The sequence below is a fragment of the Cellulomonas sp. NPDC055163 genome, assembly GCF_053607065.1.
Map to the genome: position 1 here is coordinate 59,761 of NZ_JBSGSU010000009.1, position 26,333 is coordinate 86,093.

Annotated in this window: 21 protein-coding genes; 14 read left to right on the forward strand and 7 right to left on the reverse strand. The window is 75.7% G+C overall.

Annotation, left to right across the window (positions count from 1 at the left end):
- Positions 1-94: 94 nt before the first annotated feature.
- Both ACWFNE_RS17435 and ACWFNE_RS17440 read right to left on the reverse strand, forming a co-directional pair.
- Positions 95-1,237 carry an adenylate/guanylate cyclase domain-containing protein gene (locus ACWFNE_RS17435; RefSeq protein ID WP_452123686.1) on the reverse strand — a complete coding sequence of 381 codons (1,143 nt, stop codon included), beginning with the start codon at positions 1,235-1,237 and terminating at the stop codon, positions 95-97.
- Positions 1,238-1,252: 15 nt separating this feature from the next.
- Positions 1,253-2,122 (reverse strand): biotin--[acetyl-CoA-carboxylase] ligase, encoded by an 870-nt coding sequence (locus tag ACWFNE_RS17440; protein WP_452123687.1) that lies wholly within the window; start codon positions 2,120-2,122, stop codon positions 1,253-1,255.
- Between the two features lie 130 nt (positions 2,123-2,252).
- Between ACWFNE_RS17440 and ACWFNE_RS17445 the strand changes: the two genes are divergently transcribed.
- The 3 genes from ACWFNE_RS17445 to ACWFNE_RS17455 are packed head-to-tail and all read left to right on the forward strand — an operon-like array spanning position 2,253 to position 4,746.
- Positions 2,253-3,866: an acyl-CoA carboxylase subunit beta gene (locus ACWFNE_RS17445; protein ID WP_452123688.1), complete on the forward strand. Its 1,614-nt coding sequence runs from the start codon at positions 2,253-2,255 to the stop codon at positions 3,864-3,866.
- Positions 3,863-4,501, forward strand: a complete 639-nt coding sequence (locus ACWFNE_RS17450) for a hypothetical protein (protein WP_452123689.1) — start codon at positions 3,863-3,865, stop codon at positions 4,499-4,501. The genes ACWFNE_RS17445 and ACWFNE_RS17450 overlap by 4 nt, the downstream gene beginning before the upstream one ends.
- Positions 4,498-4,746 (forward strand): acyl-CoA carboxylase epsilon subunit, encoded by a 249-nt coding sequence (locus ACWFNE_RS17455; protein WP_452123690.1) that lies wholly within the window; start codon positions 4,498-4,500, stop codon positions 4,744-4,746. Before ACWFNE_RS17450 ends, ACWFNE_RS17455 begins: the two co-directional genes overlap by 4 nt.
- Positions 4,747-4,853: 107 nt before the next feature.
- Here the strand turns inward: ACWFNE_RS17455 and ACWFNE_RS17460 are convergent, their stop codons facing one another.
- Both ACWFNE_RS17460 and ACWFNE_RS17465 read right to left on the reverse strand, forming a co-directional pair.
- Positions 4,854-5,693 carry an ABC transporter permease gene (locus ACWFNE_RS17460; protein WP_452123691.1) on the reverse strand — a complete coding sequence of 280 codons (840 nt, stop codon included), beginning with the start codon at positions 5,691-5,693 and terminating at the stop codon, positions 4,854-4,856.
- The gene (locus ACWFNE_RS17465; RefSeq protein ID WP_452123692.1) at positions 5,690-6,682 is read right to left on the reverse strand and encodes an ATP-binding cassette domain-containing protein; all 993 of its coding nucleotides are present in this window, start codon (positions 6,680-6,682) and stop codon (positions 5,690-5,692) included. Before ACWFNE_RS17465 ends, ACWFNE_RS17460 begins: the two co-directional genes overlap by 4 nt.
- Positions 6,683-6,809: 127 nt before the next feature.
- On the opposite strand from ACWFNE_RS17465, the gene ACWFNE_RS17470 reads away from it, so the two are divergent.
- Together ACWFNE_RS17470 and ACWFNE_RS17475 are read left to right on the forward strand one after the other, a co-directional pair.
- Positions 6,810-7,592: a TetR/AcrR family transcriptional regulator gene (locus ACWFNE_RS17470; RefSeq protein WP_452123693.1), complete on the forward strand. Its 783-nt coding sequence runs from the start codon at positions 6,810-6,812 to the stop codon at positions 7,590-7,592.
- An 81-nt stretch (positions 7,593-7,673) separates the two neighbouring features.
- Positions 7,674-9,320: a DUF885 domain-containing protein gene (locus ACWFNE_RS17475; protein WP_452123777.1), complete on the forward strand. Its 1,647-nt coding sequence runs from the start codon at positions 7,674-7,676 to the stop codon at positions 9,318-9,320.
- A gap of 75 nt (positions 9,321-9,395) precedes the next feature.
- Here ACWFNE_RS17475 and ACWFNE_RS17480 read toward each other — a convergent pair whose 3' ends face one another.
- Positions 9,396-10,040: a vitamin K epoxide reductase family protein gene (locus ACWFNE_RS17480; protein ID WP_452123694.1), complete on the reverse strand. Its 645-nt coding sequence runs from the start codon at positions 10,038-10,040 to the stop codon at positions 9,396-9,398.
- A gap of 228 nt (positions 10,041-10,268) precedes the next feature.
- Here ACWFNE_RS17480 and ACWFNE_RS17485 point away from each other — a divergent pair, with 228 nt between their 5' ends.
- The 7 genes from ACWFNE_RS17485 to ACWFNE_RS17515 all read left to right on the forward strand — a co-directional run bounded on the left by ACWFNE_RS17485 (position 10,269) and on the right by ACWFNE_RS17515 (position 19,413).
- The gene (locus ACWFNE_RS17485) at positions 10,269-10,985 is read left to right on the forward strand and encodes a Maf family protein (RefSeq protein ID WP_452123695.1); all 717 of its coding nucleotides are present in this window, start codon (positions 10,269-10,271) and stop codon (positions 10,983-10,985) included.
- Positions 10,986-11,162: 177 nt separating this feature from the next.
- Positions 11,163-12,962 (forward strand): ATP-binding protein, encoded by a 1,800-nt coding sequence (locus ACWFNE_RS17490; protein ID WP_452123696.1) that lies wholly within the window; start codon positions 11,163-11,165, stop codon positions 12,960-12,962.
- 19 nt (positions 12,963-12,981) lie between these two features.
- Positions 12,982-13,485 carry an NUDIX domain-containing protein gene (locus tag ACWFNE_RS17495; RefSeq protein WP_452123697.1) on the forward strand — a complete coding sequence of 168 codons (504 nt, stop codon included), beginning with the start codon at positions 12,982-12,984 and terminating at the stop codon, positions 13,483-13,485.
- Between the two features lie 201 nt (positions 13,486-13,686).
- Complete coding sequence (efeU, locus tag ACWFNE_RS17500; protein WP_452123698.1) at positions 13,687-14,547, forward strand: iron uptake transporter permease EfeU; 861 nt, start codon at positions 13,687-13,689, stop codon at positions 14,545-14,547.
- 110 nt (positions 14,548-14,657) lie between these two features.
- Positions 14,658-15,872 carry an iron uptake system protein EfeO gene (gene efeO / locus ACWFNE_RS17505; RefSeq protein ID WP_452123699.1) on the forward strand — a complete coding sequence of 405 codons (1,215 nt, stop codon included), beginning with the start codon at positions 14,658-14,660 and terminating at the stop codon, positions 15,870-15,872.
- Between the two features lie 88 nt (positions 15,873-15,960).
- On the forward strand, positions 15,961-17,352 hold the full coding sequence (gene efeB / locus ACWFNE_RS17510; protein WP_452123700.1) for an iron uptake transporter deferrochelatase/peroxidase subunit: 1,392 nt from the start codon (positions 15,961-15,963) through the stop codon (positions 17,350-17,352).
- Positions 17,353-17,412: 60 nt separating this feature from the next.
- Positions 17,413-19,413, forward strand: coding sequence for an endonuclease/exonuclease/phosphatase family protein (locus tag ACWFNE_RS17515; RefSeq protein ID WP_452123701.1), 2,001 nt, complete (start codon positions 17,413-17,415; stop codon positions 19,411-19,413).
- A gap of 136 nt (positions 19,414-19,549) precedes the next feature.
- Here ACWFNE_RS17515 and ACWFNE_RS17520 read toward each other — a convergent pair whose 3' ends face one another.
- Complete coding sequence (locus ACWFNE_RS17520; protein WP_452123702.1) at positions 19,550-20,995, reverse strand: NAD(P)H-quinone dehydrogenase; 1,446 nt, start codon at positions 20,993-20,995, stop codon at positions 19,550-19,552.
- A gap of 39 nt (positions 20,996-21,034) precedes the next feature.
- On the opposite strand from ACWFNE_RS17520, the gene ACWFNE_RS17525 reads away from it, so the two are divergent.
- On the forward strand, positions 21,035-21,886 hold the full coding sequence (locus ACWFNE_RS17525; RefSeq protein WP_452123703.1) for a purine-nucleoside phosphorylase: 852 nt from the start codon (positions 21,035-21,037) through the stop codon (positions 21,884-21,886).
- Positions 21,887-21,962: 76 nt separating this feature from the next.
- Entirely contained in the window at positions 21,963-23,888 is a 1,926-nt protein-coding gene (locus ACWFNE_RS17530) for a phospho-sugar mutase (protein WP_452123704.1), read from the forward strand.
- A gap of 131 nt (positions 23,889-24,019) precedes the next feature.
- Here ACWFNE_RS17530 and ACWFNE_RS17535 read toward each other — a convergent pair whose 3' ends face one another.
- Positions 24,020-26,281 (reverse strand): DUF6055 domain-containing protein, encoded by a 2,262-nt coding sequence (locus tag ACWFNE_RS17535; protein WP_452123705.1) that lies wholly within the window; start codon positions 26,279-26,281, stop codon positions 24,020-24,022.
- Between the last annotated feature and the right edge of the window lie 52 nt (positions 26,282-26,333).

The following is a 26,333-nucleotide window of genomic DNA, read 5'->3' on the forward strand; positions in this document are numbered from 1 at the left end:
CCCACCCCGCGCGCGCCCGGGCGAATCGATTCGATGCGCCCGTGGAGCGGAAGCCGACCGCCTGGTCAGGCAGCCGCGCGCGCCCGCCGGCGGCTCAGCTGAGGCCGTGCGGCAGGTCGCGCGGCGACGGCGCGGCGCCCTCGCCCGCACGCAGCAGCACCGGGCGCACGACCCCCAGCCCCTCGAGCTCGCGCTCGGGCTGCGGCTCCGCGACGAACCGGTCGTCGCCCTCGAGCAGCGCGGCGGTCGCCGGGTCCGTTAGCACGCTCGACGGGTCCGCGATATCGGTCAGACGCGCGGCGAGGTTGACGGGCTCCCCGAACACGTCCCCGAACCGGGACAGCAGCCGCCCCCACACGAACCCGACCCGCACGGGCGTGACACCGCGCGCCCGCTCGGCGAGCCCGCCCGCGCCGCGCTCGCGCTCGATGTCGAGCTCGCCGCCCAGCACCCGCGCGAGCCCGAGCGCGACCTGCGCGCCCGTCGCGACGTCGTCGGCCACGAACAGCACCGCGTCCCCGATGGTCTTGACGACGCGCCCGCCGGCCGCGGTCACGACGTCCCGCGCCGCGGTCTCGAAGCGCTGCACGAAGTCCGAGAGGTCGGTCGACCCGAGCCCTGCGGTCCGGCGCGTGAACGAGACCATGTCGGCGAAGCCCACCGCGCGCGCGAGCGGCAGCCCGTCGACGTCCGGGGGCGCGGTGCGCTGCTCGCCGAACTCGGCCGCGAGCCGCCCCGCGACCGCCGCGAGCTGACGCCGCCACGCGTGCACGAGCTGGGCCTCGAGCAGCGGCCCGAGCTCGGTCAGGCGGTCCAGCACCAGCAGGCGCGAGCTCGTGTCGTCGAGCGCGTACCGCGTCGCGAGGTCCTCGACGAGCGCCTCGACCTGCCAGAGCGCGAGCCGGTCGGCGGTGTGCCCGAGCGCGCGCGTGAGCGAGACCGCGGTGCGCAGGCTGACCCCGTGCTCGCGCATGAGCCGGCTCATCCGGTCGAGCGCCTCGGCGTCCTGCTCGGTGAACACGGCGTCGTCGGGCGCGGTGTGCGGGAGCCCCAGCGTCTGCCAGAACAGCCGGATCCGGTCGAGGTCGGAGTCCGTCCGGGTCGCCAGGTCGCGCAGCGTCAGGGTGCGGGGGCCGCCGAGCAGGGACTCGTCGAGGGCCGCGAGCGTCGACGGGAGGTCGTGCCCGGCGCCCGTCCCGGGCTGCGTCTCGTCCGTCAGGTCAGCGCCGTCATCCACGCGGACGAGAGTAGTTCACCGGGCTGCACGGACGTGATGCACGTCACCCGCGAGCACCTGGTGCTCCGCGCCGGACGCGTCGGCCACGACCAGCGCGCCCTCGGCGTCGAGGCGCAGCGCGGTGCCCGTGACCTCGCGGCCGCCCGGGAGCTCGACGCGCACCTGCGTGCCGAGCGTCGCGCACACCGCGGAGACGTCCTCGACGAGACCCGCGGCGTGCACGTCGCCCGCGTGCTCCGACCAGCGCGCCGTGACCTCCGCGAGCGCGCTGACCAGGGCGACGAGGAGCATCTCGCGGTCGACGTCCCGGCCACCCGCGAGCGCGAGCGACGTCGCGCTCGGCACCGGGAGCTCGCCGGGCCCCTGGGAGACGTTGATGCCGATGCCGACCACGACGGCCGGCCCGGCGGGCGTCGTGACGAGCTCGGTGAGGATCCCGCCGACCTTGCGCAGCGGCCCCCAGCCCGCGAGGTCGGTCGCGTCGGGCGCGGGGACCATGACGTCGTTGGGCCACTTGAGCACCGCAGGGACCCCGACCGTGGCGCGCAGCGCGTTGACCGCACCCAGTCCCGCGAGCAGCGGCAGCCACCCGTACGTCGTCACCGGTGCGGCGGGGCGCAGCGCGAACGAGAGCATCAGCGCCGAGCGCGCGGGCGTCTCCCACGTGCGGCCCGCACGCCCCCGGCCGGAGTCCTGCGCCTCCGCGGCGAGCAGGCTCGGGTGCGGCCACGCGTCGGGCTCGGCGCGCAGCGCGGCGGCGAGGTCGACGTTCGTCGAGCCCGTCCGCTCGACGACGTCGAGCCGTGCGAGCGGCCCGGCCGGGGCCAGCAGGAGCTCACGGAGCACGTGCTCGCGCAGCGCCGGACGGTCGGGGGCGGTGTCCATGCGGACATCATCCACCGGCCGGTCCCCCGCGCGGCCGTCGCGCCCTTGTGGGGATCGCACAACGCGCACCCGCAGACGCGTGCCGCCGAGGAGCGCCGGTCCGGGGCGCCGGGCAACTAGCCTCTGTCGGGTGACCGACGCACCCGACGGGCCCGCAGCCCGGCCGACACCCCAGAGCAGCACCGCCGCCAAGATCGAGGACCTCGCGGCACGGCACCGGGCCGCCGTCGTGACGCCCGAGGAGAACGCCGCCGCCAAGCAGCACGCCCGCGGCAAGAAGACCGCCCGCGAGCGCATCGACGCGCTGCTCGACGAGGGCTCGTTCACCGAGCTCGACGCGTTCGTGCGGCACCGCTCGACCAACTTCGGGCTCGAGAAGAAGCGCGTGGAGGGGGACGGCGTCGTCGTCGGGCACGGGACGGTCGACGGCCGTCCGGTCGCCGTGTACTCGCAGGACTTCACGGTCTTCGGCGGGAGCCTCGGGGAGGTGCACGGGCAGAAGATCACCAAGGTCATGGACCTCGCGCTGCGCACCGGCGTCCCGCTCATCGGCATCAGCGACGGCGGCGGCGCGCGCATCCAGGAGGGCGTCGCGGGCCTCACCCAGTTCGCGGAGATCTTCCGCCGGAACGTCGCCGCGTCCGGCGTGATCCCGCAGATCAGCCTCATCCTCGGCCCGAGCGCGGGCGGCGCGGTGTACTCCCCCGCGCTGACCGACTTCATCGTGATGGCCGACGGCACCTCGAACATGTTCATCACCGGCCCCGACGTGATCCGCGCCGTGACCGGCGAGGACGTCGGCTTCGAGGAGCTCGGGGGCGCGACGACGCACAACACGAAGTCGGGTGTCGCGCACTACCTCGCGACCGACGAGGACGACGCGATCGACTACGTGCGCTCGCTGCTGTCGTACCTGCCGCAGAACAACCTCACCGACCCGCCGACGTTCTCCCACGAGGCCGACCTCACGGTCGGTGACGAGGACGCCGAGCTCGACACGCTCGTGCCCGACTCCGACTCCCAGCCGTACGACATGCGCACCGTCGTCGAGCACGTCGTCGACGACGGCGTCCTGCTCGAGGTGCAGCCGCTCTACGCGCAGAACGTGCTGATCGGCTTCGGGCACGTCGAGGGCCACCCCGTCGGGGTCGTCGCGAACCAGCCGCTCTCGATGGCCGGGACGCTCGACATCAACGCCGCCGAGAAGGCCGCGCGGTTCGTGCGCACGTGCGACGCGTTCAACATCCCGGTCCTGACGTTCGTGGACGTCCCCGGGTTCCTGCCCGGCACGGACCAGGAGTGGAACGGCATCATCCGCCGCGGCGCCAAGCTCATCTACGCGTACGCCGAGGCGACCGTCCCGCTCGTCACCGTCATCACCCGCAAGGCGTACGGTGGCGCGTACATCGTCATGGGCTCCAAGCAGCTGGGCGCGGACGTCAACCTCGCCTGGCCGACGGCGCAGATCGCGGTCATGGGCGCGGGAGGTGCGGTGAACATCCTGCAGCGCGGCGCGCTCAAGACCGTCGCCGACGCCGGCGGTGACGTCGAGGCGGAGCGGGCGCGCCTCACCCGCGAGTACGAGGAGGCCATCGTGAACCCCTGGGACGCCGCGGACCGCGGCTACGTCGACGCGGTCATCCCGCCGTCGCACACCCGCACGGAGATCGTGAAGGCGCTGCGCCTGCTGCGCACCAAGCGCGCGAGCCTGCCGCCCAAGAAGCACGGGAACATCCCGCTGTGAGCGGCGTCGAGGACCCCACGGGCACGGGCGCCGGCGACGACCGCGCGCCGGGCTCCCACGGGGGCGCGCACGACGGCGGGCACGGCGACGAGCACGACGGTCACGACCACGAGGGCCACGACCACCCGGCGCACGGCCCGGACCCGCTGAGCGGCGTCGACGCGGCCGAGCTGCACGTCACGGTCGACGAGCTCACCGCCGTGCTGCACGAGTACATCGAGACGGCCGTGGGCGTGCGCGCGGAGTTCGGCGCGCACGAGGCCGACGAGGACCCGCGGATCCTCGCGATCGAGGCGCGCGTCTCGGGTCTCAACGCCGCGCTGTACGACCTCGTGCACGAGCGCCTGGGGCTGCACCCCGACCTCACCGGCATGACGTGGGACGACGCCGACGAGGACGAGGACGCCGCGGACACCCCGCCCGGGGTCGAGGAGGTCGAGACCTTCCACCTGGGCTTCGTCGTCGGGCCGCAGGCCGGCACGTCCGACCTGTCGATGGACTCGGTCCTCGGCCTCGTCGACGACGCGGGCGAGCAGATCGCGCGCCGGCTCCTGGAGTCGGGCTTCGAGGTCTCGGAGTGGGGCGCCTCGCGCGGCGCCCCCGTGCTCTTCGACGACCAGGAGGACGACGAGTGAGCGCCGCGTCGCCGTCCGACGCCGCGGCCGCACCCGCCGCGCGCCCGCACGTGCGCGTGGTGCGTGGGACGCCGGACGACGTCGAGCTCGCGGCCCTCGTCGCCGGGCTGGTCGCGGCGGCGTCCGACGTGGACGCCCCCGCGACCTCCCCGCGCAGCGCGTGGACGGACCGGGCCCGGGTGCTGCGCGGCAGCGTCACCCCCGGCGCCGCACCGGACGCCTGGCGCTGGAGCCTGCGCGGCTGACCGCGTCCGCGTTCGCGTTCGGACCGACCGGACCGTGACCCGGCTCGGCGCGGCTCGTCTGGGCACGGCGCGGCTGGGCCCGGCTCGGCGCGGGCGGTGCCGGTCCGTCAGCGACCGAGCGTGGTCCACCGCCGGACCGCGAGCGCGAAGAACACCGCCGCCAGCACGGCCGGCCACACCACCGCCGCGAGCACCGCGTGCTCGGCCAGCCACCCGTCGCCCCCCACCCCGGGGTTGCCGAACAGCTCGCGCGCCGCGGCGACGCTCGCCGCCATCGGGTTGACCTGCGCGAGCGTCCCGAGCCACGCGGGCATCGTCTCGGTCGGCACGAACGCGTTGGACAGGAACGCGAACGGCCACACGACGATCTGCACGGCCACGACCATGCCGGGACCGCGCGCGACGAGGCCGAGCCAGATGCCGACCCACAGGAACGCGAACCGCAGCAGGAGCAGCAGCACGAGCGCGAGCGCGGCGCGCGCGGGGCCCTCGTGCCAGCGCCAGCCGACGAGCAGGCCGAACCCGACCATGACGGCGAGGCCGACCGCGGAGTTGAGCATGTCGGCGATGCACCGCCCGAGGACGACGCCGGCGGACGACATCGGCATCGACCGGAACCGGTCGGTCACGCCCTTCTCCGCGTCGGTCGCGACCGCCGTCATCGTCGCCTCGAGACCGAAGACCATCGTGAGCGCGAACATCCCCGGCAGCAGGAACTCGAGGTAGCTGCCGCCGCCCTCGACGGCCATGCCTCCCCCGAGCAGGTACCCGAACATCACCACCATGAGCACCGGGAACAGCAGCCCGACGGCGAGCTGACCGGGCTGGCGGCGCCAGTGCTGCAGGTCGCGCAGCGCGATCGTCCAGCCGTCGGCGAGCGCCCAGCGCAGGGCGGAGCCGGTGGGAGCGGGGGTGCGGACCGCGGGTGCGGTCAGGGTCGCGGTCATGCGGCCTCCTCGGCGGTGCGGGCGGTGGCGGCGTCCGCCGGAGCGGCGTGGCCCGTGAGGCGCAGGTAGGCCTCGTCGAGCGTGGGGCGGCGCAGCCCGAGGTCGTCGACCACGAGCCCGGCCCCGGTGAGCGCGGCGACGACCGCGGCGAGCGCACCCATCCGGTCGCTCACGGGTGCGGTCACGCGGCGTGCGGCGACATCAGTGCTGACGTCCTCCGGGGGTGCGCCGAGGGCCCGGCCGACGAGCTCCGCGGCCCGCACCAGGTCGGCGGTGTCGGCGAGCACGACGTCGATCCGGTCCCCGCCCGTCGCGGACTTGAGCACCGCGGGCGTCCCCTCGGCGACGACCCGGCCGCCGTCGAGCACGCACACGCGGTCCGCGAGGCGGTCCGCCTCGTCGAGGTACTGCGTCGTGAGCAGCACGGTCGTGCCGTCGCCGACGAGCGTGCGCACGGCGGCCCAGACGTCGAGCCGGCCCTGGGGGTCGAGCCCGGTGGTCGGCTCGTCGAGGAACAGCACGGGCGGGGCGAGCAGGAGGCTGGCTGCGAGGTCGAGGCGCCGGCGCATGCCGCCGGAGAAGTCGCGGACGGCCTTGTCACCGGCGTCGGCGAGCCCGAACGCCTCGAGCAGCTCGTCCGCGCGCAGCCGCGCCGCACGCACGCCGAGGTGGTGCAGACGACCGAACATGACGAGGTTCTGGCGTGCGTCGAGCACCTCGTCGAGCGCGGCGCTCTGGCCGACGAGCCCGATGCTCCGGCGCACCTCGTGCGGGGCGCGGAGCACGTCGTGGCCGGCGACCTCGGCGGTGCCGGAGTCGGGGCGCAGCAGCGTGGTGAGGATGCGGACGGCGGTGGTCTTGCCGGCGCCGTTGGGGCCGAGCAGGCCGAGGACGGTCCCGGCGGGGACGTCGAGGTCGACGCGGTCGAGCACGGTGCGCGGGCCGTAGCTCTTGGTCACGTGGTGGAGGCGGATGGCGGGCGGGGTCATGGCAGGCCTTTCCCGTATGCCGTACGGAGTTTGCCGAACCGACGTTAGCGTACGCTGTACGGAGTTGTCGAGCCCCGCACCTCCGGACGGTCGGCGGCACCGGGGCCCGGTACGGGAGGATGGCGGCATGGCGACCGAGTTCACGGGAACGGGCGACCCGGCCCGCAGCATGGAGCTGCTCTGGCGGGGAGACGACGAGCCGCGTCCCGCCCGCGGCCCGCGCGCCCGGCTCACGGTCGACGCCGTCGTCGACGCCGCGATCGCCCTCGCGGACACCGAGGGGCTCGCCGCCCTGTCCATGCGACGCGTCGCCGAGCAGCTCGGCGTCGGAGCGATGTCCCTCTACACCTACGTGCCCGGCAAGGGCGAGCTCATCGACCTCATGCTCGACCGGGCGCTCGCCGAGATGTACCCCGACGGCCCGCCGTCGCCGCAGACCCCGTGGCGCGAGCGCCTCGAGCAGGTGGCCCGCGCCAACTGGGACTTCTACGTCCGGCACCCCTGGGCGCTGCACGTCGCGACCGGCCGGCCGCCGCTCGGGCCGCACCTCATGGCGAAGTACGAGGCCGAGCTCCGCGCGGTCGACGGGACGGGGCTCGACGAGCTCGAGATGGACTCGGTCGTGACGCTGCTCAACGGCTTCGTCAACGGCACCGTCGGCGGCCTGCTCGAGAAGGGCGAGGCCGAGCGGACCACCGGCGTCACGGAGCAGCAGTGGTGGGACGCGACCGCCCCCTACGTCGACCGCGTCTTCGACGCCGAGCGCTACCCGACCGTCGCGCGCGTCGGACCGGTCGCGGGCGAGGCGCTGCAGTCCGCGTACGACCCGCACCACGCCTTCCACTTCGGGCTCGCACGCCTGCTCGACGGGGTCGCCGCACTCATCGGGGAGCACCGGGCCGCCGGGTAGGGTCGCTGCGTGAGCACGAACCAGCACCCCAGCAGCCGCCGCGAACCCACCCCCATCGACGCGATCGCCGACGCGCACGTCATGACGGTCGCGCGCCTCGACCCCGTCCTCGCGACCGAGATGGGCGTCGCGGGGTTCGACCACGAGATGACCGACCTGTCCCCCGCCGGCCACGCCGCGCGCGCCGACGCGACGCGGAGCACGCTCGTCGCGCTCGACGCGCACGCGCCGGCCGACGCCGTCGACGAGGTCACGCTGTCCGCGATGCGCGAGCGCCTGGGCCTCGAGCTCGAGCTCGAGGCGGCCGGCGAGAACCTCGCGAGCCTCAACAACATCGCCTCGCCCGTCCAGGGCCTGCGCGACGTCTTCGACAGCATGCCGACCGGCACCGTCGAGGCGTGGGAGAACGTCGCCGCCCGCCTCAACGCCGTCCCGGACTCGATGTCCGGCTACATCGAGTCGCTGCGCCTCGCCGCGTCGCAGGGCCACGTCGCCGCCGTCCGCCAGGTGCGCGAGGCCATCGAGCAGGCCACCGAGCTCGCCGACCCGGCGACGTCGTTCTTCACCACCTACGTCCAGGGTCCCGACGTCGCCGCGGCGCTCGACGAGTCCGCGTCGTGCTCGCTCGTGCGCGCCGAGCTCGAGCGCGGTGCCGCCGCCGCGCGCGAGGCGTACGCGCAGCTCACGACGTTCCTGCGCGACGAGCTCGCCCCGCAGGCACCGGAGGCCGACGCTGCGGGCCGCGAGCGCTACGGGCTGTGGTCGCGCTACTTCCTGGGCGCCACGGTGGACCTCGAGGAGACCTACCAGTGGGGCCTCGAGGAGCTCGCGCGCGTCGTCGCCGAGCAGGAGACCGTCGCCGCGCAGATCGCCGGGCCCGGCGCGACCGTCGAGCAGGCCGTCGCCGCGCTCGACGCCGACCCCGCCCGCACGCTGCACGGCACGGACGCGCTGCGCGCCTGGATGCAGGAGACCTCGGACGGCGCCATCGCCGCGCTGAACGGCACGCACTTCGACATCCCCGAGCCGCTGCTCACCCTCGAGTGCCGCATCGCCCCCACCCAGAACGGCGGCATCTACTACACCGGCCCGAGCGACGACTTCACGCGTCCCGGGCGCATGTGGTGGTCCGTCCCGCCGTCGGTCACGACGTTCAACACGTGGCGCGAGAAGACGACGGTCTTCCACGAGGGCATCCCCGGCCACCACCTCCAGGTCGGCCAGGCCGTCTACGAGCGCGCGACGATGAACTCGTGGCGCCGGCTCGCGTGCTGGGTCTCGGGGCACGGCGAGGGCTGGGCGCTGTACGCCGAGCGCCTCATGGCGGACCTGGGCTTCATGGACGACCCGGGCGACCGCCTCGGCATGCTCGACGGCCAGCGCATGCGCGCCGCGCGCGTCGTGCTCGACATCGGCGTCCACCTCGGGCTGCCCGCGCCCGAGCGGTGGGGCGGCGGCACGTGGGACGCCGACAAGGCGTGGCACTTCCTGCTCGCGAACGTCAACATGCCCGAGGCGTTCATCCGCTTCGAGCTCAACCGCTACCTCGGGTGGCCCGGCCAGGCGCCGTCCTACAAGGTCGGCCAGCGGCTGTGGGAGCAGGCCCGGGACGACGCCGCCGCGTCCGCCCGCGCGCGCGGCGAGCAGTTCGACCTGCGGGAGTTCCACCGGCGTGCGCTCGCGCTCGGCGGACTGCCGCTCGACGTGCTGCGGACCGCGCTGGTCTGACCCGGGCGTCGTTCACGGGCGTCCACCCGCGGGGACCCGCGGGTGGACGCCCGGCCCGTCTCCGGGCGCGCTCGGTCAGGCGAACAGCGCCGCGCCGTGCTTCAGGACGACGAGCGCGGCCAGCAGGACCAGCCAGGCGATGATGACGATGACGTCGTTGTCCGCGTCGACGAACTCCTTGGCCCAGCGCTGCACGCCGCGGGGCAGGTACAGGTTGTCCTCGCGGATGTTGTAGTGCAGCAGGGTCGCGAACACGAGCGTCGTCGACACCGTGACGAGCATGCACCAGGGGCACAGCGCGCCGATGACCATGAGTGACTGCTGGAACAGCCAGTACGCGAAGATCACGCCGATCAGGTAGACGAGCTGTGCCGAGAACATGAACCAGCGCGGGAACCGCACGCCGCCGAGCGCCGCGACGGCGATCGTGATGACCACCGGCTCAGCCATCAGGCCGAGGAACGCGTTGGGGAACCCCAGCAGGCTCGCCTGCCACGAGTTCGCCACCGTCGCGCAGCTGATCACCGCGTTGATGTCGCACCCGAGCACCGCGTCCTTGTTCGCCGCGAGGGTGATCGCCTCGGCCGAGAGCACGAGCGACGCCGTGAGGCTCAGCAGCGCCGAGAACAGCATCGTGCCGAAGATCCAGCCGCGCGAGTGCCGCAGCTCGCGTGCGCGGCTCACCGCGTTCGGCGGTGTGGGGTCGAGAACGTCGGTCATGGCAGCTGGGGTCCTCACGGTCCGTCGAGGCTCGAGCCGGTCGCGGCGGTGCGTCGGTGAGCGGGTGTCGCCTGATCATCGCCCACGCCGGGCGCGCAGGTCGAGAATCGAAGGTCCCGGGCGCCGCGCCGGGGCGGATTCACAGGAAGCCCGGGCCCGCGCCCCCTCGACCGCACGGGAGGCGTCCGGTCCGGCGCCGCCGCCGACGCGTCGGTAGGCTCGCACGCCGTGACCCGACTGCTCCTGGCCTCCGCCTCCCCCGCCCGCCGCGCGACCCTCGTCGCCGCCGGGATCGACCCGCTCGTCGCCGTCTCGGCGGTCGACGAGGACGCGACGCTCGCCGCCGCACGCGAGCGGTTCGGGGACCTCGAGCCCGCCGACGCGGTGCTCGTGCTCGCGCAGGCCAAGGTCGAGGACGTCGCCCGCACGCTCGCCGCAGCCCCGGTCGCGGGTGACGCGGGCGGCCCGGCGGCAGCGGCGGACGACGGGCTCGACGACGACCTGCTGCTGCTCGGCTGCGACTCGATGCTCGAGCTCGACGGCGAGATCTTCGGCAAGCCCACGAGCGCCGAGCAGGCCGTCGCGCGCTGGCGGACGATGCGCGGGCGCAGCGGTGTGCTGCACACCGGGCACTGGCTGATCGACGACCGGCCCGGTGCGGCGGACGGCGGGCGCGGCACCGGCGGGACGCTCGGGGCGACGTCCTCGACCGTCGTGCACTTCGCGGACCTGACCGACGACGAGATCGACGCCTACGTCGCGACGGGCGAGCCGCTCGCGGTCGCGGGGGCGTTCACCGTCGACGGGCTCGGCGGCGCGTTCGTGACCGGCATCGAGGGCGACCACCACGGCGTCGTCGGGCTGAGCCTGCCGCTGCTGCGGGAGCTGCTCGGCGAGGTGGGCGTGACACTGCCCGAGCTCTGGCGGACGAGCCCGGCTCGCTGAGCGCCGTCCCGCGCGTTGTCCCCACCGGACAACCGCGCGGCCCACGACCGGACATCCTCGGCGCGCCGTTGGTGGAGTCCTACAAGACGGGTCGGCGCGCGATGGCCACATCCCCAATCTTCGGACTCTCCGGCGCAGCAGGTGGGACCTGCGACCCTGGCCACGTTACGGTGAGCCGTGCCCCCCATCTCGAAGGTCCTCGTCGCCAACCGCGGTGAGATCGCCGTCCGCATCGCCCGCGCGTGCCGTGACGCCGGCATCGGCTCCGTCGCCGTCTACGCCGACCCCGACCGTGAGGCCCTGCACGTGCGCGCCGCCGACGAGGCGTACGCGCTCGAGGGCGCCCGCGCCCAGGAGACGTACCTCGACATGGGCAAGCTGCTCGACGTCGCGCGGCGCTCGGGCGCGGACGCCGTGCACCCCGGGTACGGGTTCCTCGCTGAGAACGCCGACTTCGCGCGTGCCGTGATCGACGCGGGCCTCACCTGGATCGGTCCGCCGCCCTCGGCCATCGAGCAGCTCGGCGACAAGGTCAGCGCCCGGCACATCGCCCAGCGCGCCGGCGCGCCGCTCGTCGCCGGGACGCCCGAGCCGGTGCTCGACGTGCGCGAGATCCACGCGTTCGCGGCGGAGCACGGGCTGCCCGTCGCGATCAAGGCGGCGTTCGGCGGTGGCGGGCGCGGGCTGAAGGTCGCGCGCGAGGCCGACGAGATCGACGAGATGTTCGACTCGGCCGTCCGCGAGGCGACCGCCGCGTTCGGGCGGGGCGAGTGCTTCGTCGAGCGGTACCTCGACCGGCCGCGCCACGTCGAGACCCAGTGCCTCGCCGACGCGCACGGCACGGTCGTCGTCATCTCGACGCGTGACTGCTCGCTGCAGCGCCGCCACCAGAAGCTCGTCGAGGAGGCGCCCGCGCCGTTCCTGTCCGACGAGCAGAACGCCGAGCTCGTGCGCGCCTCGGTGGCGATCCTGCGTGAGGCCGGCTATGTCGGCGCCGGGACGTGCGAGTTCCTCGTCGGCGCCGACGGCACCGTCAGCTTCCTCGAGGTCAACACCCGGCTCCAGGTCGAGCACCCCGTGACCGAGGAGGTCAGCGGGATCGACCTCGTGCGCGAGCAGCTCCGCATCGCCGCGGGCGAGCCCCTGGGCTACGACTCGGTGGTCGGGCGCGGGCACTCGATCGAGTTCCGGATCAACGGCGAGGACCCGGCCGCGGGGTTCCTGCCCGCGCCGGGCCGCATCACGACGCTGCGCTTCCCCGCCGGTCCGGGCGTGCGGGTCGACTCGGGCGTCGTCGAGGGCGACACCGTCTCGGGCGCCTTCGACTCGATGATCGCCAAGCTCATCGTCACGGGCGCCACGCGCCGCCAGGCCGTCGAGCGCGCACGCCGGGCGCTCGCCGAGCTCGAGGTCGTGGGGATCCCGACGGTCGTGCCGTTCCACCGGGCGGTCCTCGAGGAGGACGCGTTCGTCCCCGCGGACCCGAACGAGGCGTTCCGCGTGCACACGCGCTGGATCGAGACCGAGTTCGCGGACCGGCTGCCCGGGCTCGCGGGTGCTCCCGTCGCACCCGTCGGGACCCGCCCGGCCGAGCCCGAGGTGCCCGAGTCGTTCGAGCGCGTCGTCGTCGAGGTCGGCGGCAAGCGGCTCGAGGTCGTGCTGCCGGCCGCTCTCGCGCTCGGCGGCGGCCGGGGCCGGCCCAACGGGTCGGCGCGCCGACCGGTCCGGCGCACCCCGGCGCGGGCGACCGCGAGCGCCGGCGGGGTCACGCTCGCCTCGCCGATGCAGGGCACGATCGTCAAGGTCGCGGTCGAGGACGGCGCCCAGGTGGCCGAGGGCGACCTCGTCGTCGTGCTCGAGGCCATGAAGATGGAGCAGCCCCTCGTCGCGCACCGCGCGGGCACGGTCACGGGGCTCGCCGCCGGTGTCGGTTCGAGCGTGAGCGCGGGCACCGCGATCTGCGACATCGTCGGCTGACGGGTCTCGGGCCCACGGCGTGACGGAGCACGTGCCGCACCACCGCCTGCCGGGCGACGGCTGGGTCGAGTGCGCGTGCGGGCGACGGCACTGGGGCCTGCTGGGCGCGGCGGGGCTGCTGCTCGAGCGCTGGGACGCGGCGTCGGGTGCGCTCGACGCCGTCGTGCTGCAGCACCGCGCGCTGTGGAGCGACCACGGCGGCACGTGGGGCCTGCCGGGCGGCGCACGTGCCCCCGGGGAGTCGGCGGCCGACGCCGCGCTGCGGGAGGCGCACGAGGAGGCCGGCGTGCCGGCGCCGGCGGTGCGCGTGCTCGGCACGCACGTGCTGGACCACGGGACCTGGAGCTACACGACCGTGCTCGGCGAGGCGGTCACGGCGTTCGAGCCTGCCGTGACCGACGCCGAGAGCCTCGAGGTGCGGTGGGTGGCCGCCGCGGAGGTCGACGCGCTGCCGCTGCTGCCCGCGTTCGCCGACGCGTGGCCGGCCCTGCGCACGCGCCTGGCGGCAGCCCGCGCGGCGTGACGCCCTCCGGCGGTCGGCAGGCGGCTCGCCGCGCCGCGGGCGCGGGTGACCGCTCTCACACCCACCCGCCCGCGAGACGCCTCCCGCACGGCCCACGGGGTGCAGTACATTCCCCGGTGAGGTAAGGCATCCCTCACCTACGCCAGCCACTGACCGACACCCCCGGACGCGGGGACGTCCGGTCCCGGAGCGAGAGCCGCCATGTTCGCCAACTACCTGATCGGCCTGCGCGAGGGCCTCGAAGCGGCGCTCGTCGTCGGGATCCTCGTCGCCTACGTCGTGCGGACCGGGCGCCGGGACCTGCTGCCCGCGCTGTGGTCCGGGGTCGGCATCGCCGCCGCGGTCTCGCTCGGCTTCGGCGCGCTGCTCACGTTCGGCCCGCAGGGCCTGACGTTCGAGGCGCAGGAGGCCATCGGCGGCACGCTCTCGATCGTCGCCGTCGGGCTCATCACGTGGATGGTCTTCTGGATGGCGAAGACCGCCCGGCACCTCAAGGCGGACCTGCACACCCGCCTGGACGACGCCATCAGCGCCGGCAAGGGTGCGGTCGTGCTCATGGCGCTGCTGGCCGTCGGCCGCGAAGGGCTCGAGACGGCGCTGTTCCTGTGGGCCGGGGCCAAGGCCACGGGCGCGTCGACCTCGCCGCTGCTGGGTGCCGCGCTCGGGCTCGCGACCGCCGTGGTGCTCGGCTGGCTCGTGTACCGCGGCGCGGTGCGCCTGAACCTGCGCACGTTCTTCGCGTGGACCGGTCTGTTCCTCGTCGTCGTGGCCGCCGGGGTGCTCTCCTACGGCGTGCACGACCTGCAGGAGGCCCGCATCCTGCCCGGCCTGACGGACCTCGCGTTCGACGTCTCGGCCACCGTCCCGCCGTCGAGCTGGTACGGCACGCTGCTCAAGGGCGTCGTCAACTTCTCCCCCGCGACCACGTGGCTCGAGCTGGGCGCCTGGGTCGCGTACGTCGTCCCGACCGCCTTCTTCTTCGTGCGCACGACGTGGGGCGGACCGCCGGCCCCGGCCCGCGCTCCCGCCCCCGCGGTGAGCACCGCCGCCGCGACCGCCTGAGGTCCGCGTCGCCGCGCACACGCGCCCGACCGACCGCCCGACGCGCCCCGGTACCACCGCCGCCGCGCGCACCACCGCCTGAGAACCCGCCCCGCCCCCGGAGGACCGTCATGCCCCGCCCCGCCCTCACCGCAGCCGCTCTCGCGGTGCTCGTGCTGCCCCTCGCCGCGGGCTGCGTCGCGAACGAGCCCGCCGCGTCCGCGGCCGACGGGACCGACGCCACGACGGGCGCCACCCTGACGGTCGACTCGTCCGCGACCGGCTGCGCGATCTCGGCGACCGAGGCCCCCTCCGGCACGCTCACGTTCTCCGTGACGAACTCCGGCGACGACATCACCGAGTTCTACCTGCTCGGCGAGGACGGCCTGCGCGTGGTCTCCGAGGTCGAGAACATCGGCCCGGGCCTCACGCGCGACCTCGTGGTGCAGGCGCGCCCGGGCAGCTACGTCACGGCGTGCAAGCCCGGCATGGTCGGCGACGGCATCCGCGCCGAGTTCACCGTGACCGACTCCGGCGCGGACGTCGGGCCGACCGGCGACACCGCGGAGCAGCTGGCCGCCGCCGAGGCGTCGTACGTCGCCTACGTCAAGGACCAGGTGGGGAGCCTCGTGACGGGCACCCAGGCGTTCGCCGACGCGTACGTCGCGGGCGACGACGAGGCCGCTCGCCAGCTCTACGCCCCGACGCGGGTGCACTGGGAGCGCGTCGAGCCCGTCGCCGAGTCGTTCGGCGACCTCGACCCGCTGCTCGACCTGCGCGAGGCCGACCTCGAGGAGGGTCAGGCGTGGAGCGGCTGGCACTACGTCGAGAAGGACCTGTGGGCACCGGCGCCCGAGGACAACGGCGGGGTCGCGTACACGCCGCTGACCCCCGAGCAGCGCCAGGCCGCCGCTGCCGACCTCGTGCGCTACACCCAGCAGCTCGCGGACCAGGTCACCGCCGACGACTTCACGTTCGAGGCCTTCCAGATCGCGAACGGCGCCAAGGAGCTCCTCGACGAGGTGGCCGGCGGCAAGGTCACCGGCGAGGAGGAGATCTGGTCGCACACCGACCTGTGGGACTTCGAGGCCAACGTCGACGGCGCGTGGGTCGCGGTCGAGGTGCTGCGGGACGTCGCCGAGGCGGAGGACGCCGAGCTCGTCGCGACGCTCGACGAGCGGTTCGCCGCGCTGCGCGGGCTGCTCGCCGAGCAGGGCAGCGTCGACACGGGCTTCCCGACGTACGACGCGCTCTCGCCCGACGACGTCAGGGCGCTGGCCGCGGCGGTCGACGCCGTGAGCGAGCCCCTCTCGCAGCTCACCGCGACCGTCACCGGCGCGGCCTGAGCCGCAGCACCGCAACGGCCCCGGGCCGCGCGGACCGCACAGCCCGGACCCGCACAGCCCGAGGAACCCCCGAGGACCGAGGACCCCGATGACCACCGACGACACCACCCCGCTCCCCGTCGGCACGGCACCCGCCGAGCCGGCGGCCCGCGGGATGTCCCGGCGTGGGCTCCTCGGCCTCGCGGGAGGCGGCGCCGCGGCACTGGGGCTCGCCGCCACGGCGGGCTTCGCGGGCGGCCGGGCGCAGGCCGCGAGCGCGGCACCGCCCACCCCGGCCCGGCCGGGGACGTACGCGTTCACGGGCGAGCACCAGGCCGGCATCGTGACCCCCGCGCAGGACCGCATGCACCTCGCGGCGTTCGACCTCACGACGACGTCGCGCGACGACCTCGTCGGGCTGCTCCGGACGTGGACCGCGATGGCGGCCCGGCTGACGCAGGGGCTGCCCGCGGGGCCCTTCGGGCCGGCGTCGGGCCCCTACGACGCTCCCCCGGACGACACCGGCGAGGTCCTCGACCTGCCCCCCGCGGGCCTGACGATCACGTTCGGCTTCGGGAGGTCGCTGTTCGTCGGCACCCCGGCACCGGACGGGACGCCCGGCGTCGACCGCTTCGGCCTCGCGGACCGGCTGCCCGCCGCGCTCGTCGAGCTCCCGCACTTCGCCCAGGACGCGCTCGAGCCGCAGCGGTGCGACGGCGACCTCGTGGTGCAGGCGTGCGCGGACGACCCGCAGGTCGCGGTGCACGCGATCCGCAACCTGTCCCGCGCCGCGTTCGGCACGGCCACGATCCGCTGGTCGCAGCTCGGGTACGGACGCACGTCCTCGACCTCGACGACGCAGGCGACGCCGCGCAACCTGTTCGGCTTCAAGGACGGCACCGCGAACCTCAAGGCCGAGGACCCGGACGCGCTCGCCGAGCACGTGTGGGTGCAGGCGGGCGACGCCGAGGCCGGCCGCGCCGAGACCGGGACGGACTCGGGCTGGCTCACGGGTGGCTGCTACCTCGTCGCACGCCGGATCCGGATGACGATCGAGACGTGGGACCGCACGTCGCTGCGCGAGCAGGAGGCGCTGATCGGGCGGACCAAGGGCGAGGGCGCGCCGCTCTCGGGCGGCACGGAGTTCTCGGAGCCCGACCTCGAGGCCACCGGGCGCGGCGGGCTGCCCCTCGTCGCGACCGACGCGCACGTCCGGCTCGCGCACCCCTCGACCCACGGGGGCGTGCGGATGCTGCGGCGCGGGTACAACTTCACGGACGGCAACGACGCCCTCGGCCGCCTCGACGCCGGGCTGTTCTTCCTCGCGTTCGTGCGCGACCCGCGGACGCACTACGTCCCGATGCAGTCCGTGCTCTCGCGCCAGGACGCGCTCATGGAGTACCTCCGGCACACCGGCTCGGGGCTGTTCGCGGTCCCGCCCGGCGTGCCCGACGGCGCGGACCCCGGCGGTTCCTTCGTCGGCGAGGCGCTCTTCGCCTGACCGGGCCGCCCCGACGGGCGGGCGGTCCGCGTCGCCCGGCGCAGCGGTAGCGTGCGAGCCGTGCCCGCTCCCGCCCCCGTGCCGTCCTCGCGCCCGCAGCCCCCCGCACACCCGTGGACGCTGCCGCCCGAGCTCGGCACGCCGACGCGGGTGTCGCTGCTCGCGGTGCTCACCGTGCTCACCGTCGAGCTGCTGCGCGCGAGCGGACCGCTGCTCGACCGGACGCTGCCCGACCCGGTGGCGGTCGTCGGGACGGCGCTCGGCACGTTCGCCGCGGCGGGCCTCGTCGCGGCGGGGCTGCTCACGGTGTCCGCGCGGCGCACGCCCGGCGTCCCCGACGGCAGGACGGTGCTCCTGGGCGTCGCGGTGCTCGGCGTCGCGCGGCTCGTGCTGCAGGCGCTCGACGGGACGCCGCGGTTCGTCGTCGGGCTCGTCGCCGTCGCGGCCGCCGTCGCCGTCCTCACGCTCGCCGTCGCGTTCACGGCGGGACGCCCCGCGGGCGGGCGGCACGCGGCGCTCGGGCTCGTGCTGGGCTGCGGCCTGGCGAGCGGGCTGCAGCTCGCGCTCGGGACGTGGGACGCGGTGTGGCGCGACGGCGCCCTCGGGTGGCTCGTCCCCGCGGTCCTCGTGGCGCTCGCCGTCGCGCTCGCACGGGCGGCCCGCGAGGACGCGCCCACCGGTCGACCGCGCCGGCTGTGGTCGCTCGGACCGTTCCTCGCGCTCGTGACCCTCGTGCTCGCCAACCCGGCGTTCGTCGCATCGCAGTCGCACGCCACGCTCGGGGTCGCGGGGCTCGTGCTCGTCGCGGCGAGCACCCTGACCGTGTGGGTCCTGCTCAACCCGCACCTGCTCGTCGGGCCCGTCCGGGTCGTCGCCGCGGTCGTCCTGCCGATCGCGGTGCTCGTCTGCTTCACCGTGACCGGCCCGGTCGTGCTCGTGGCCGTCGCGCTCGGCGTCGTCGCCGCCGGGGTCGTCGTCGTGAGCGCGACGAGCACGCGCCGCTCGGCCCCGCCCGGGCTCGCCGGGACCGCGTTCGTCACCGCGGGCGTCGGCGCCGGGCTCGTCGCGACGCTCCTGCTGTACCTCGTGGACCAGGAGGTCCCGCTGCCGGTCGACAACGCGGTCGTGCCGTTCCTCGCCGCGGTCGCGGTGGCGCTCGCGGGCCTGCGCCGCCGCACGCCGTCGCCCCCGGGGGCCGGCACGGCCGGGCCGGGGGTCGCGAGCGCGCCCGACGGTGCGGCCCGGGAGGACAGCCCGCCGTTCCGCGCCAACGCCGTGCGCCTGCTCGCCGTCCCCGGCGTCGTGCTCGCGTTCGCCGGCTGGTGGCCCGCCGCCGAGGCCCCGCCCGGCCCCGACCGTGCGCGCGGTGACGAGCTCGTGGTCCTGACCTGGAACCTGCACTACGGCGTGACCCCCGGCGACGGCGTCGAGCTCGAGGAGGTCGCGCGGACCATCGAGGCGCAGGACCCCGACGTCGTGGCGCTCCAGGAGGTCGCGCGCGGCTGGGTCCTCGGCGGCGGGGTCGACACGGCGACGTGGCTCTCGCACCGGCTCGGCATGGACCTCGAGTTCACCGGGGCGGCGGACCCGCAGTTCGGCAACGCGCTGCTCTCGCGCTCGACCCTCACCGACGAGCGACGCACCGCGCTCCCCCGCGGCGACGGCGCGCAGGACCGGGCGGCGCTCAGCGCGACCGTCGTGCTCGCCGACGGCACGCCCGTGCGGGTCACCTCGGTGCACCTGCACTACCGCAGCGACGACGACGCGACCCGGCTCGACCAGCTCGACGCGCTCGCGGCGGACCTGCCGGGCGGCGGCACCGCGGTGCTCGCGGGCGACCTCAACGCGCACCCGGGCTCCGCCGAGCTCGCCCGTCTCGACGCCGAGGGCTGGGTCACCGACCCGGGACCGTGGGCGGGCACCTGGCCCGCGCACGACCCGACGGACCGCATCGACTGGGTGCTCGTGCGCGGCGCGGAGCTCCTGGGCACCGAGGTCCTCACCTGGCCGCGGACCTCCGACCACCTGCCGGTCGTCGCGCGCGTGGTGGCGACCTCCTGACCCGCGCGACCCGGTCGGGTCGGTGACGGGGCGGGTCGCCCTCCCGGGCGGCGCCGCGCGGCGCGGGCGGCGCGGGCGCGACGGGCGGCGCGCGCGGCGACGTGCTGCGCGGGCGCGGGCGTCGTGCGCCGGCCGGTCAGTCGTCCTGGCGCTGGTGCAGCATGCGCGCACCCTCGGCGATCGACCCGGAGATCGACGGGTACACCGTGAACGCGCTCGCCACCGCGTCGGCCGTGAGCCGGTGCGAGACCGCGAGCGTGATCGGGAAGATGAGCTCGCTCGCGCTCGGGGCGACGACGACACCGCCGAGCACCTGACCGTTGCGGTGCGCGAACAGCTTCACGAAGCCCTCGCGCAGGCCCAGCATCTTGGCCCGCGGGTTGCGGGCGAGCGGCAGCGTGCTCGTCACGTATGCCGTCCCGGCGGCCTGGAGCTGCTCCTCGCTGTACCCGACGGTCGCGATCTCGGGGGACGTGAAGATGTTCGCCGCGACGCTGCGCAGCGAGATCGGCGTCACCGCGTCGCCGAGCGCGTGGGACATCGCGATCCGCCCCTGCATCGCCGCGACGGACGCGAGCGGGAGGACCCCGGTGCAGTCGCCGGCGGCGTAGACGCCGCGCACCGACGTCCGCGAGACCTTGTCGACCTCGACGTGGCCCGACGCGGTGAGGCGCACACCCGCCTCGGTCAGCCCGATGCCTGCGGTGCTGGGGATCGACCCGACCGCGAGGAGCACGTGGGAGCCCTCGACGGTGCGCCCGTCGGCGAGCGTCACGAGGACACCGTCTGCCGTGCGGACCGCGGACTGGGCGCGCGAGCGCGACATGACCGTCATGCCGCGCGCGCGGAACACGCCCTCGAGCAGCTCGGCGGCGTCGGGGTCCTCGCCGGGGAGCACGCGGTCGCGGCTCGACACCAGCACGACGTCCGCGCCCAGGGCCACGTACGCGCCGGCGAACTCGGCGCCCGTCACCCCGGAGCCGACCACGACGAGCCGCTCGGGCAGCGCGGTGAGGCCGTACAGCTGCGTCCACGTGAGGATGCGCTCGCCGTCCGGGACCGCCTCGGGCAGCACCCGCGGCGTCGCTCCGGTCGCGACGAGCACCACGTCGGCGTCGAGGCTCCGCTCGCCGTCCGTCCCGGACGCGACGACCCGGTTCGGGCCGTCCAGCCGGCCCGCGCCCTCGACGACCTCGACGCCCTCGCGCTCGAGGCGCGTGCGGATGTCGGCGGACTGCGCGGCGGCCAGCGCGAGCGTGCGCGTGTTGACCTGCGCGAGGTCGACGAAGTGCCGCTCGGACTCGCTCGCGGGCAGGTCGTGCGCCGGCGTCGACGGGTCGGCGTCGAGGTGGATGCCGAGCTCGGGCGCCCGGTCCGACATCGCCATCCACTCGGCGGTCGCGATCAGCGTCTTGGACGGGACGACGTCGGTGAGCACCGCGGACCCGCCGAGACCGGTGCGCTCGACGACCGTGACGGCCGCCCCGAGCCGGCGTGCGACCAGCGCGGCCTCGTACCCCCCAGGCCCACCTCCGACGACGACGACACGTGTGGCCTGCAGGTCCTGGGTCTCGGTGGTCACGGGCCCATTGTGCCTGGTGGCCGGTTAGCCTTCACTTCCATGAGCGACCTCGACGACCCGACCACCGACCCCTTCGACGTCGCGCGCGGCGCCGCGGAGCACCTCGCCCGGGTCACGGGTGTCGCACGTCACGACGTCGCGCTCGTCCTCGGGTCCGGCTGGGGCGGTGCGGCGGACCTGCTCGGCGAGACCGTCGCCGAGGTGCCGAGCCACGAGGTCCCCGGCTTCTCGGCCCCCGCGGTCGTCGGCCACGTCGGCACGATCCGCTCGATCCGGATCGCAGGCGACGGCGGCGCCGGCGGGAGCGAGGCCACGGCCGACCGGTACGCGCTCGTGCTCGGCTCGCGCACGCACCTCTACGAGGGCAGGGGCGTGCGGCGCGTCGTGCACGGGGTCCGCACCGCAGCCGCGGCGGGCGCGCGCACGGTCGTGCTGACGAACGGCTGCGGCGGGCTGAACCCTGCGTGGGGCCCGGGCACGCCGGTGCTGATCCGCGACCACCTCAACCTCACCGCGACGTCCCCGCTCGAGGGTGCGACGTTCGTCGACCTCACCGACCTGTACTCCCAGCGCCTGCGCGACGTGGCCCGCACGGTCGACCCGTCGCTCGACGAGGGTGTCTACGTGCAGTTCCGCGGCCCGCACTACGAGACCCCCGCCGAGGTCGCGATGGCCGGGCGGCTCGGCGGCGACCTCGTCGGCATGTCGACGACGATCGAGGCCATCGCCGCGCGGCACGCCGGGCTCGAGGTGCTCGGGCTCTCGCTCGTGACGAACCTCGCCGCGGGGATCAGCGCGACGCCGCTCTCGCACGCCGAGGTGCTCGAGGCCGGCCAGGCCGCCGGTCCCCGGATCAGCGCGCTGCTCGCGCAGGTCGTCCGCCGCCTCTGAGCGCTCGGCCGCCTGTGAGGGCGACGCGCCGCCGCCCGCTGAGCAGCGCACGCGGACCGGTGGGTACGTTGGGCCCATGGCGTACGACTGGAACGAGCTGTCCACGCGGGTGACGACCTGGATCGAGGACGACCCGGACCCGACGACCGCCGACGAGCTGGCCCGGCTGCTCGAGCGCGCGGACGCACCGGTCGACGAGGCGCTCGCGGCCGAGCGCGCGGGCGGGGCGCTGAGCCCGACCCACCGGACGCAGCTCTCCGACGTCCGCGCCGCGCGCGCCGACCTCGCCGACCGGTTCGCGGGATCGCTGCAGTTCGGCACCGCCGGGCTGCGCGGCGCGGTCGGCGGCGGCTCGAACCGGATGAACCGCGCCGTCGTCATCCGCGCCGCGTCAGGCCTCGCGGACTACCTCCTCGGAGAGCTCGACGGGCTCGCCCCCGCCCCGCGTGTCGTCGTCGGCTACGACGCACGGCACCGGTCCGCGGACTTCGCGCGCGACACCGCCGCGGTGCTGACCGCGGTCGGCATCGAGGTGCTCGTGCTCCCGCGCCCCCTGCCGACGCCCGTGCTCGCGTTCGCGGTGCGCCACCTCGGAGCCGACGCGGGCGTCATGGTCACGGCGAGCCACAACCCCCCGCAGGACAACGGCTACAAGGTCTACCTCGGCGGGCGAGTCGTGACCGGCTCGGGCCAGGGCGCCCAGATCGTGCCGCCGTACGACGCGGCCATCGCCGCCGAGATCGCGCGCGTGCCGAGCGTCATCGCGGTTCCGCGCGCCGAGTCCGGCTGGAGGGTGCTGGGCGACGACGTCGTCGACGCCTACGTGCACGCCGTCGTCGGGGACCACGCCCGGACGGTCGCGGCGCTCACCGAGCCCGGGGCGGACGCGCTCGACCGGGCCCGCCACCTGAAGATCGTGCTCACGCCGCTGCACGGTGTCGGCGGGGAGCTCGCGGCCCGCGTGCTCCGAGAGGCCGGCTTCCGGGACGTGCTCGTCGTCCCCGAGCAGGAGGTCCCCGACCCCGACTTCCCCAGCGTCGCGTTCCCGAACCCGGAGGAGCCCGGCGCGATCGACCTCGCCGTCGGCCTCGCGGGCGACGTCGGGGCGGACCTCGTCCTCGCGCTCGACCCCGACGCCGACCGGTGCGCGGTCGCCCTCAACGACCCGACCAGCCGTTCGCACCGCGGCCCCGACACCGCGGGCGCCGAGGGCTGGCGGATGCTGCACGGCGACGAGGTCGGCGCCCTGCTCGGCGTCGTCGCCGTCGGCCGCCTGTCCGGGTCGGCGGGGCCCGACGGTCGCCCGGCGGACCCGGCCGTGCCCGGCGTCGACGGGAACCTCCCCACGTTCGCGAGCTCGATCGTGTCGTCCCGCCTGCTGGGGAAGATCGCGGCTGCAGCGGGGCTCCCGCACCAGCCGACGCTCACCGGCTTCAAGTGGCTCGCGCGCGTCGACGGGCTCGCGTACGGGTACGAGGAGGCGCTCGGCTACTGCGTCGCGCCGGACCACGTACGGGACAAGGACGGCATCTCCGCGGCGCTCCAGGTCGCCGCGCTCGCCGCCCAGCTCAAGGCCGCCGGCTCGACGCTGCTGAGCTCCCTCGACGACATCGCGCGGCGCCACGGCCTGCACCTCACCGACCAGGTCTCGCCCCGGTTCACCGACCTGGACCAGATCCCGGCGACGATGGCCCGGGTCCGCGAGCACCCGCCCGTCACGCTCGCCGGCTCTCCCGTCATGGAGGTCGTGGACCTCGCCACGGGCACGGACGCCGAGCGTCAGGGCCTGCCGCCGACCGACGGGCTGCGGCTCACGTCCGAGGACGGCACACGCGTCGTCGTGCGCCCGAGCGGGACGGAGCCCAAGGTCAAGTGCTACCTCGAGGTGATCGTCCCGGTCGAACCCACGGCCGGCGCGGCGGACCTCGTCGCTGCCCGCAAGGAGGCCCGCGCACGGCTGCACGCGGTCGGCGCCGACGTCAGCGCAGCGCTCGGGATCTGAGCCGCCCGAGCCGCTGCTGACGTGGGCTCCGCCCCCGGTGGTGCGGGACCGCCGGCGTCACCGGCGCCCGGTCATGCCGCGGGCGCCCCGGCACCGGCGCGCCCCGCGACCCGCCCGGTGCGCACGGTCGCTCAGCGGGACCGGGTGCACGCCGCGGCGGGCGCGACGGGCGCCGCTCCGGAGTACGTCCCCGAGAAGCCGAAGATCGTCGACGCGCCCGGTGCGAGGGCGGCGTTCCAGCTGAGGCTGTCGGCCTCGACGGACGACCCGCTCTGCCGCACGCGTGCGCTCCACGACTCCGCGACCGTCTGGTCCGACGGCTGGGACCAGATGACCCGCCAGGCCGAGACCGCCTCGGTGCCCGCGGTCACGGTCACCTGCGCCTGGTAGCCGCCCGGCCACTGGTTGACGATCGCGATCGCCGCCGAGCAGCCCGCGACGGGCGCGGGGATCGGCTCGGGCAGCCCCACGCCGCTCGGCGACGGTGACGGTGCCGGCCGGGACGTCGCCGTGGGCGTGGGCTTCGGGGTCGGGGTGGGCGTGGGCGTCGGGGTGGGGGTCGGCGTGGGCGTCGGGGTCGGCGTCGGGCTCGGGTCCGGGGCGCCGTCGAGCTCGAGGTCCGCGGTCGGGAACGGCGCGAGCACCTGCTCCGCGGGGAGCTCGCCCGCACCTCCGTCGCACGTCTGCGCGCGGTCGAACCGCAGGTAGACCCCGGACGCGCACGTCCAGCTCGCCTCGGCGTCGCCGCCGACGAGCACGTCGCCGCCGAGCACCGCACGCGAGCGTGCGACCGCGTTGTCGCGCACGACCGCGGAGCCGCCGACGACCGCCCCGCTCTCGACGACCGCACGGCCCTCGATGCGCGCCGAGCCGGTGACCTGGGCCCAGTCCTGGACCACGGCCTGCGGGCCGACGTAGACGCCCGGGTCGACGGTCGCGAACTCCCCGACCCACCCGCCGCCGTTCGAGTGCCACCGGCCGCCGGCGGGCGCCGCGGGGCGCACGAAGCCCGGCTCCGAGCCCCACGCCGCAGCACCGGCGACCCGCAGCTCGAACGGGTACCGCACGGACCCGGGGTACCCCGCCGCGGGGTCGAAGTCGTGCGCGCGCGTCGGCGTCGCGGCGACCACGAGGTAGACCTGCGCATCGCCGGGGTCGGTCGCGAGCTCGACCGTCACGTCGGTGCCGCCCGCGAGCTCGCCGTACCGCGCCGCGCCGTCGACGCCGACCGCGACGAGCCCTGCGGTCCACGACGCGTCGGGCCCGGCCTCGGTGTGGCCGCGCACGCGCACCCGCACGGCGGTCGCGCCGTCCTCGGGACTGAGCCGGACGAGCGCGTAGCCGTTCTCGGCCGGCGCCAGCGCGGAGGGCACGCGGTAGTGGTGGGCGGTCGCGTCGACCGCCTCGACCGCGGTCCCGGGTTCCGCGGTCAGCGCGGGGTCCACCTCGGCGGCGTAGCGGCGCAGGTCGTCCTGCGTCGAGTAGTCCCAGGTGACGTTCCGCAGCGCGTGCTCGGCGAGGCGCACGCCGAGCTCCTCCTGCGTGAGGCCGGCGACCCGCCCGTAGGCGGCCACGGGGTCGTCCGCGACGCCGCCCTCGCGCCACAGCCGCCCGACCGTCGCGAGGCCGTCACGGTCCGCGACGTGCTGGAGCAGCGTCCACCCGCCGTCGAGGTGCCGTCCCGACGACCAGCGCAGGTTCTCGGCGCGCACGAACGCCGACAGGTCGCCCGCGTCCGACGGCTCGGCAGCGGTCGCCAGGAACGACGCCATGGCCTCCCCGAACGACGAGCCCCGGAACCCGGGCGCCGTCGTGCCGGGGCCCGCGTCCGGCGCCGGACCGTCCGGCGCGACCGCGACGCTCTGCAGGACGACCGCGAGCGCGCGCGCGACGTCCCAGGCGCCCGTGCGGGCGGCCTCGGGTGCGATCTCGAGGCGCGCGAGCCCGCCCTCGACCCTCCCGGTGGCCCACGCGTCGTAGGCCAGGTCGTCCCAGGTCCGCGTCAGGACGACGGCGATCTTGTCCTCCGCGATCGGCCCGACCGGCTCCGTGACGCCGACGGTACCCACGTACAGCGCGTAGTAGCGCTCGAGCCGGTCGAGGAGCTCGACGGGGTCGACGCGGTAGTACTCGGACGCGTCGGCGAGGTCGCCGCCGGCCCGCGGACCCCACAGCAGCACGAAGTTCTCGCTCTCGCGCGAGCTCGCCGCCCCTTCGTCGAGCCGCTCGGCCCAGGCGTGCGCGCGGTCACCGGACTTGGGGCCCGTCGGGGCGTCGTCCAGCGCGTAGGCGATGAGGACCCCGAGGAGGAACGGGACGACGACGGCCGCAGCGACCGTGCCGCGCCGGAACCTGCCCATCTCGGGTACCGCCTCCTCGTCGTCCGGGGTCACCCCAGGGGTGCTCGTGCGGGGCCGGCGGGCGACGCGGACGCCCGCACGGCGA

What these genes read in the sequence shown, in the direction of transcription:
- ACWFNE_RS17440 (WP_452123687.1), bottom strand. Translation starts at nt 2,122, where the DNA reads ATGGACACCGCCCCCGACCGTCCGGCGCTGCGCGAGCACGTGCTCCGT.
- ACWFNE_RS17460 (WP_452123691.1), bottom strand. Translation starts at nt 5,693, where the DNA reads ATGACCGCGACCCTGACCGCACCCGCGGTCCGCACCCCCGCTCCCACC.
- ACWFNE_RS17465 (WP_452123692.1), bottom strand. Translation starts at nt 6,682, where the DNA reads ATGACCCCGCCCGCCATCCGCCTCCACCACGTGACCAAGAGCTACGGC.
- ACWFNE_RS17470 (WP_452123693.1), top strand. Translation starts at nt 6,810, where the DNA reads ATGGCGACCGAGTTCACGGGAACGGGCGACCCGGCCCGCAGCATGGAG.
- ACWFNE_RS17475 (WP_452123777.1), top strand. Translation starts at nt 7,674, where the DNA reads ATGACGGTCGCGCGCCTCGACCCCGTCCTCGCGACCGAGATGGGCGTC.
- ACWFNE_RS17480 (WP_452123694.1), bottom strand. Translation starts at nt 10,040, where the DNA reads ATGACCGACGTTCTCGACCCCACACCGCCGAACGCGGTGAGCCGCGCA.
- efeU (WP_452123698.1), top strand. Translation starts at nt 13,687, where the DNA reads ATGTTCGCCAACTACCTGATCGGCCTGCGCGAGGGCCTCGAAGCGGCG.
- efeO (WP_452123699.1), top strand. Translation starts at nt 14,658, where the DNA reads ATGCCCCGCCCCGCCCTCACCGCAGCCGCTCTCGCGGTGCTCGTGCTG.
- efeB (WP_452123700.1), top strand. Translation starts at nt 15,961, where the DNA reads ATGACCACCGACGACACCACCCCGCTCCCCGTCGGCACGGCACCCGCC.
- ACWFNE_RS17525 (WP_452123703.1), top strand. Translation starts at nt 21,035, where the DNA reads ATGAGCGACCTCGACGACCCGACCACCGACCCCTTCGACGTCGCGCGC.
- ACWFNE_RS17530 (WP_452123704.1), top strand. Translation starts at nt 21,963, where the DNA reads ATGGCGTACGACTGGAACGAGCTGTCCACGCGGGTGACGACCTGGATC.